The sequence below is a fragment of the Rhizobium sp. 05N430 genome (assembly GCF_056396985.1).
In genome coordinates, this window is record NZ_JBFTMO010000010.1 from 179,113 (window position 1) to 185,430 (window position 6,318).

General features: G+C 57.4%; 7 protein-coding genes and 1 pseudogene. 4 read left to right on the top strand and 4 right to left on the bottom strand.

The window, feature by feature from the left end; all coding sequences use genetic code 11:
- Window positions 1-6 precede the first annotated feature (6 nt).
- The 4 genes from AC1DJO_RS20515 to AC1DJO_RS20530 all read left to right on the top strand — a co-directional run bounded on the left by AC1DJO_RS20515 (window position 7) and on the right by AC1DJO_RS20530 (window position 4,257).
- Complete coding sequence (locus AC1DJO_RS20515) at window positions 7-1,584, top strand: sugar ABC transporter ATP-binding protein (RefSeq protein ID WP_477972704.1); 1,578 nt, start codon at window positions 7-9, stop codon at window positions 1,582-1,584.
- Window positions 1,581-2,573, top strand: coding sequence for an ABC transporter permease (locus AC1DJO_RS20520; RefSeq protein ID WP_112538786.1), 993 nt, complete (start codon window positions 1,581-1,583; stop codon window positions 2,571-2,573). The genes AC1DJO_RS20515 and AC1DJO_RS20520 overlap by 4 nt, the downstream gene beginning before the upstream one ends.
- Window positions 2,574-2,630: 57 nt before the next feature.
- Window positions 2,631-3,581 (top strand): substrate-binding domain-containing protein, encoded by a 951-nt coding sequence (locus AC1DJO_RS20525; RefSeq protein ID WP_112517596.1) that lies wholly within the window; start codon window positions 2,631-2,633, stop codon window positions 3,579-3,581.
- 61 nt (window positions 3,582-3,642) lie between these two features.
- Entirely contained in the window at window positions 3,643-4,257 is a 615-nt protein-coding gene (locus AC1DJO_RS20530; protein ID WP_112517597.1) for a DJ-1/PfpI family protein, read from the top strand.
- Window positions 4,258-4,370: 113 nt separating this feature from the next.
- On the opposite strand, the gene AC1DJO_RS20535 is transcribed toward AC1DJO_RS20530, so the two are convergent.
- From AC1DJO_RS20535 to AC1DJO_RS20550, 4 genes and pseudogenes are all read right to left on the bottom strand, one after another.
- Window positions 4,371-4,745, bottom strand: coding sequence for a hypothetical protein (locus AC1DJO_RS20535; protein ID WP_162698740.1), 375 nt, complete (start codon window positions 4,743-4,745; stop codon window positions 4,371-4,373).
- A gap of 116 nt (window positions 4,746-4,861) precedes the next feature.
- The gene (locus AC1DJO_RS20540) at window positions 4,862-5,350 is read right to left on the bottom strand and encodes a nucleotidyl transferase AbiEii/AbiGii toxin family protein (RefSeq protein WP_112538784.1); all 489 of its coding nucleotides are present in this window, start codon (window positions 5,348-5,350) and stop codon (window positions 4,862-4,864) included.
- The gene (locus tag AC1DJO_RS20545; RefSeq protein ID WP_112538783.1) at window positions 5,347-5,613 is read right to left on the bottom strand and encodes a hypothetical protein; all 267 of its coding nucleotides are present in this window, start codon (window positions 5,611-5,613) and stop codon (window positions 5,347-5,349) included. The genes AC1DJO_RS20540 and AC1DJO_RS20545 overlap by 4 nt, the downstream gene beginning before the upstream one ends.
- A 600-nt stretch (window positions 5,614-6,213) precedes the next feature.
- Window positions 6,214-6,318 (bottom strand): annotated as a pseudogene (locus tag AC1DJO_RS20550) (IS30 family transposase); the annotation flags it as partial.

The following is a 6,318-nucleotide window of genomic DNA, read 5'->3' on the forward strand; positions in this document are numbered from 1 at the left end:
AGCCGAATGTCGAACGTCGTCAGCATCGAGAGACCGGGGAGGGAAGATGTGAGAGGGATCGGCGAAGCTGTTCGGCATCCCGTTCTGCGCGCGTCGGCTCTGTCGAAGCAGTACGGCCCGGTTACGGTCTTGTACGATATCACGTTGGATATTCTTCCTGGCGAAATCCATGCCATTATCGGCGAAAACGGCGCAGGAAAATCCACTTTCATGCGCTTGCTGTCAGGATACGCCGAGCCGACCGGTGGATCGCTATCGATTGGAAATGACGAAGTCAGGTTCGCCAAGCCTGAACAGGCCCAGGAAGCCGGTATTGTTCTTGTTCATCAAGAGATCCTGCTTGCCGATGCGCTGACGGTTGCCGAGAACGTGTTTCTCGGCAGGGAGATAATGCGAAATGGTGTTGTCGATGACAAAACCATGCGCCGCCTGACAGCAGAGAAGCTCGCCGAGCTTGGCTGCGTCGCGTCGCCCAACGCACTCGTTCGCGACATTTCGCTCGCGGACCGTCAGCTTGTGCAGATCGCCCGTGCCCTCCTTGACGATTACAAGCTGGTCATCTTCGATGAACCGACAGCTGTCCTCACCGGAGAGGAAGTAGACCGGCTTCTCGCCATCATCCTACGCCTGAGGGCGCAAGGCGCTGCCATCCTTTATATCAGCCATAGGCTCGACGAAGTGCAGCGACTTGCTGACAAGGTCACGGTTCTGCGCGACGGCAAGATGGTAGGAACCTACCCCGGGCAGACGCTCAGCCAAATGGACATGGCGCGTTTGATGGTCGGCCGCGATCTCTCAGCCCTCTATCCCCCAAAGCGGGCACATGCCTTAACCGGGACGATCCTGGCGGTGCGCAATCTCACGGTCCCGGGATTTGCGAGGGACGTTTCATTTGACGTCCGCAAATCAGAAATCCTCGGCTTCGCCGGAATGATCGGCGCTGGTCGAACGGAGCTATTCGAAGGAATTATGGGCCTTCGTCCAGCCTCTGGCTCGGTCGAATTGTTGGGCAAGTCAATTGATATTCATTCGCCGCGTGCCGCGCTCGACGCTGGCATCGGCTACCTGACCGAGGACCGCAAGGGCAAAGGGCTTCTTCTGCATGAGCGACTGGCCCCGAACCTGACGCTTTCGGCGCTCAGCCGTTTCCATCCTGGCCTTCTCATGCGACGTCGCCGCGAACAGGAAGCCCTTACAGAGGCGGTCAACCAATATGACATTCGCCTGAAGGACATCGGGGTCAATGCTGGCCAGCTGTCCGGCGGAAACCAGCAAAAGCTTCTTCTTGCAAAAGTCTTGCTCACGAACCCTTCGGTGGTCGTCATCGATGAACCGACCCGCGGAATCGATATCGCTAACAAGGCGCAAATCTATGCCTTCATCCAGCAGCTCGTGTCACAGGGGAAGACTTGCATCGTCATCTCGTCGGAGATGCAGGAACTCATCGGCATCTGTGATCGCATCGTGGTGATGAGGGAAGGGCGTATCGCAGGTGAAGTGTCCGGGGAGGCTATGACCGAGCACACTGTCGCGCTTCTGGCAACGAGCGACACTGCGGCAAGCAACGAGGGAGGTAGACGATGACGGTTATTACGGGCACCACGGCGGTTAAGCCGGACCGGGAGTGGAATATCAGATGGGCTGATATCGGTCCGTTCCTGGCACTTGCGGCGCTGATGGTCATCGGGTTCGCAATCAATCAGGATTTCCTGTCGGCGACCAATCTTGCGAATGTGATCACGCGAAGCGCCTTCATAGCCATTATTGCTGTCGGTGCGACATTTGTTATTTCTTCAGGCGGCCTTGATCTTTCGGTCGGCTCGATGGCGGCGTTCATCACCGGGATCACCATCATGTTTATGAATCGGATGGCACCAGAGTGGGGCGTGTCTGCAATCCCCGCTGGGATGGTGGTGGCTGTCGCCGTTGGTCTCTTCTGCGGCTTGATGAACGGCCTTATCGTCACGATCGGGAAAATCGAACCCTTCATTGCAACGCTCGGCACGATGGGTATTTTTAGGGCCTTGATCACATACATGTCGGACGGCGGCACGATCCCAATCGATCGTAGCCTGCGCGACGCCTATCGCCCAGTGTATTTCGGCACGTTCGGGGGTATCCCGTATCCCATCCTGATATCGATCGCGGTTGCGGCGGTAGCGTCTTTTATTCTCTACAAAATGAAGTACGGCCGAAAATGTGCCGCCGTCGGAGCCAACGAAGACGTCGCTCGCTACTCCGGTATCTCCATCATCAAGACACGCACGATCGCCTATGCCATCCAGGGTGCGTGCGTCGCGATTGCTGCCATCTGCTACGTTCCACGGCTCGGTGCGGCGACGCCGACAACGGGTGTCCTCTGGGAACTGCAGGTCATCACCGCTGTAGTGATCGGCGGCACGGCGTTGCGCGGTGGCAAGGGACACGTCTGGGGAACAGTGGCAGGCGCGGTCATTCTCGAATTGATCGCCAATCTCATGGTGCTGTCCGACTTCGTCTCGGAGTACCTGGTGGCCGGCGTACAGGGCGTCATCATCATCATCGCCATGCTCATTCAACGGTTCTCGAAATAGCCCGTGTCAGGACCACACGGGTTCACGATCTTAGGTCCAAATTCTGGGAGGAATGGAATGTCTACGAAGAAATGGATTGCGGCTGCGGCCGTTACGACGTTGCTCACCGCAGGGCACGCGCTCGCCGCCGACAAGAAAGTCGTCGCGGTGTCGATACCGGCTGCAGACCACGGCTGGACGGCAGGGATTGTCTACCATGCACAGGCGGCCGCGAAGGAAATCAACGCCGCATTCCCGAATGTCGAAGTCGTCGTCAAAACCTCGCCGTCGGCCACCGCTCAGGTGAGCGCGCTTGAGGATCTCTCGGCAGGCCGCAAGCTCGATGCGCTGGTCATCTTGCCCTATACATCGGAAGAGCTGACCACTCCTGTAAAAGCCGTCAAGGATTCAGGGACATTCATCACCGTTGTCGATCGCGGTCTTAACGACCCGACGATACAGGACCTCTACCTGGCAGGGGACAACATTGCGGTCGGCCGCAATACGGCAAAATTCATGATCGACAAGCTCGGCGGCAAGGGCAATCTCGTCGTGCTGCGCGGCATCCCGACCGTGATCGACGACGAGCGCATTCAAGGTTTTCAGGATGCCATAAAAGGCACGGACCTGAAGGTCCTCGACATTCAGTACGCCAACTGGAACAGCGACGAAGCGTTTAAACTCATGCAGGATTACCTTGCGAAGTATCCGCAGATCGACGCTGTATGGGCAAACGACGACGATATGCTGCTCGGTGTTCTCGAAGCGGTCAAGGAATCCGGGCGCAAGGACATCAAGCTAGCACTCGGCGGCAATGGCATGAAAGACATCGTCAAGAAGGTCATCGACGGTGATGCAATGACCCCTGTCGAAACACCGTACCCGCCTGCGATGATCAAGACCGCAATATACATGACGGTCGCAAACCTGGTCGGCCAAGCACCGGTTCGTGGGACGGTCAAGCTGGACGCACCGCTGATTACCCAGGAGAACGCCAAGGAATACTACTTCCCGGATTCTCCCTTCTGATTATTCACGTCAACCGGGGCGGCGAGCGCCGCCCCATCGCATGAGCAAGAGGAGTAAAATCATGCCAGGCAAGAAGATACTGATGCTGACGGGCGAGTTCACAGAGGAATACGAGATTTTCGTTTACCAGCAGGCAATGGAAGCCGTTGGCCACACGGTGCACGTCGTCTGCCCTGACAAGAAGGCCGGCGATCTGATCAAGACCTCTCTGCACGACTTCGAGGGCGACCAGACCTATACCGAAAAGCTCGGTCACTTTTTTACGATCAACAAGACCTTCTCCGAGGCCGAGGCGCAGCTTGATCAGTATCACGCCGTCTACGCTGCCGGTGGTCGTGGTCCGGAATACATCCGTACCGACAAGCGTGTTCAGGCAATGGTTCGCCATTTCCATGAGAAGCAGAAGCCGATCTTCACAATCTGCCACGGCGTGCAGATCCTCGTGGCCGTCGATGGTGTGGTGCGGGGTAAGAAAGTTGGTGCACTGGGCGCCTGTGAACCGGAGGTTACCTTAGCGGGTGGAACGTATGTCGATCTCTCGCCGACCGAGGCGTATGTCGATGGTACAATGGTCTCCGCAAAAGGCTGGACAGCGCTTGCCGCTTTCATCCGCGAGTGCTTGAAGGTGCTTGGCACCGAGATCCATCACCGGGATGATGTAGCTCGGGCTGCTTAGACCAAACCTTGCACAAAATACTCGAAGCCCTGTCCGCCCGCGGGCGGACCGGGAGTTCTTGCCTACGACTGAGCCGTCGCCAAAGCGTACCAACGATGTTTAAAACCGGAATCTCAGCCCGAATCCGCAAGGCGTAGCGTTTCAGCTCGAGACATGTCGGCCCGACCACTTCTCTCGTTCGTTCTCTCGGCGGGCTGGCTTCGCCTCTTATTCGGAAAAAACTTGTAAAACAGTCTGACGTGTACCAGCTTACATGTAGAGCAACGCTCCGGGGTCAGCGCTAGGCGCTGGCCGAAACGAATTAAGGTCCGCAAGGACCTTTTTGATTTGAAGCAGCTGTATTTGATGCCGAGGTTTGGCCTGTTCTCTGCCGACAGATGCGCGTCAATCAGCCGGCCGGCTTTCATCAAATCGACATAAGGCTTGTAGCTGGGGTCATAACCGCCCTTGGCCACCGGATACAGCAGCAGGTCCGCGATCTGCACCATCGGGGGCCTCCTCGTTCCGGCGCCCAGGCTCACCCAGTACGATTCGCCGAAACGCCTGGGAGCGAGCGAGGCATAGGCGGCTGACGCTTCACCTGCAAAGGGCATGCCTTCAGTCTTCAGAGCCTTGTCGTAGCTAGTAGTTCGCGGTCCTCGTGCTCGCCGCTTTCTTCAAAATAGACGCGCAACGTGCGGCCCTGGCTACCCGCAAACTTGGCGGCGCGTTCGATGAGGATCGAGTAGGCAGCCTTGCACATGAGCCAGAGGCGGTCGTTATATTTCTCGCGATAGCGCAGCACATAGCCGGGTCGGTCAATCACGGCCGCAATCCCGATCACGGGCAGGGCCAGAATAAACGCGTCAAGCTCGGGAAAGAAAATGCGCGCCTTTTCCGGGTTCTTCAGCCAGCCGAAGTTCTGCGCCCGCCCCGGGAGGAGCTGCGGATCGTCCAGGAAAATATCGACGTCATGGCTTTCGCGATGGTTGATCTGCAGCATCATTGCAGTACCGCCGCCAAAGGACCAATCGGTCACCAACACATGGAGTCGATTGACGTCATCGATGAGCTTGTAGGCAATCGCAAAAAGCTCGTCCCAACGGGATGTCATGCGGCCAGAGCGTAAGTCTGCCCCGACCAGGAACCAAACTGCTTTGCCGCCATTGCAAGCACATCGGCCGAGATACCGTTTTCAGACGCGAATTGCTTTTGCAGGGAGGGCGAAACGTCCCCAAAAAAGGACGAGACGGGACCTGCTGCAGACTTGGCCTTGGTAAAATCCAAAATGCAGGCAACAAGCATCATTTCGTCAAGCGGCTTCGAATAAGGAGCGTTGACGGTTGCGAGGACCAGTTCTGCTGCATTCGTGATCATGTGACGCCACCATCTCCGGCCATCTCTTTCCGGGTTTCAATATACATGTTGCAAGATAGGTGGGCAGTCAAGCGTCAGCGCGGCCACATGGCGCCGGCTCTCGCTCAGTAAGCGCAATGCTAGTGCGTGCCAGCGCGAAAATTAAAGTCTCGCTCGAGGCGATATACAGCCTCCGATCCCGATCTCGGCAGCTGGTCCTACAGCTATGACGGCGCCTGACGCATCAGCAGGTGCAGGCAGCAGGAGATCCGGCAGCCACCACGATTGGTTCTGTATCTTCCCTCGATTTTACGGGCGCGAGCGCAGGCTTGCTGGGTATTTCCTCCAAGGCGGGCGTCGTCGCTAAAGAAGCCAGACAAATGGCGCCGTCACAACACTTGCCTACGATCAGCTCGGACGGCTGACGCACAATAGGTGGCCACGGTGTGGCGACCTCCTACCGGTAGGCGACCCTCGAGCGGGACTTGCTGACCCATCCCGGGGTCGGGAGAAGGCGTTGAGTCACAAAAGCCTCTCAGTAGCAAATAGGGCGGCGAGTATCGTACGATTGCTTGGAGAAGCTAACCCAAGTGCATCATGGCCGCCTTGGAGGGTAGGGCATCAGCCACCTTCGCGCAAATAGGCAGCAAAGGCTTCGGCGGGGGTCCGGTATCCGAGGCATTTGCGAGGCTGTGAGTTTAGATGATGCGCCAACTCAGTCAGCTG

Bases quoted from the DNA above. Each gene is read 5' to 3' on its own strand.
- AC1DJO_RS20545 (WP_112538783.1), bottom strand. From the start codon at position 5,613: ATGATCACGAATGCAGCAGAACTGGTCCTCGCAACCGTCAACGCTCCT.
- AC1DJO_RS20540 (WP_112538784.1), bottom strand. From the start codon at position 5,350: ATGACATCCCGTTGGGACGAGCTTTTTGCGATTGCCTACAAGCTCATC.
- AC1DJO_RS20520 (WP_112538786.1), top strand. From the start codon at position 1,581: ATGACGGTTATTACGGGCACCACGGCGGTTAAGCCGGACCGGGAGTGG.
- AC1DJO_RS20525 (WP_112517596.1), top strand. From the start codon at position 2,631: ATGTCTACGAAGAAATGGATTGCGGCTGCGGCCGTTACGACGTTGCTC.
- AC1DJO_RS20515 (WP_477972704.1), top strand. From the start codon at position 7: ATGTCGAACGTCGTCAGCATCGAGAGACCGGGGAGGGAAGATGTGAGA.
- AC1DJO_RS20535 (WP_162698740.1), bottom strand. From the start codon at position 4,745: ATGGTGCAGATCGCGGACCTGCTGCTGTATCCGGTGGCCAAGGGCGGT.
- AC1DJO_RS20530 (WP_112517597.1), top strand. From the start codon at position 3,643: ATGCCAGGCAAGAAGATACTGATGCTGACGGGCGAGTTCACAGAGGAA.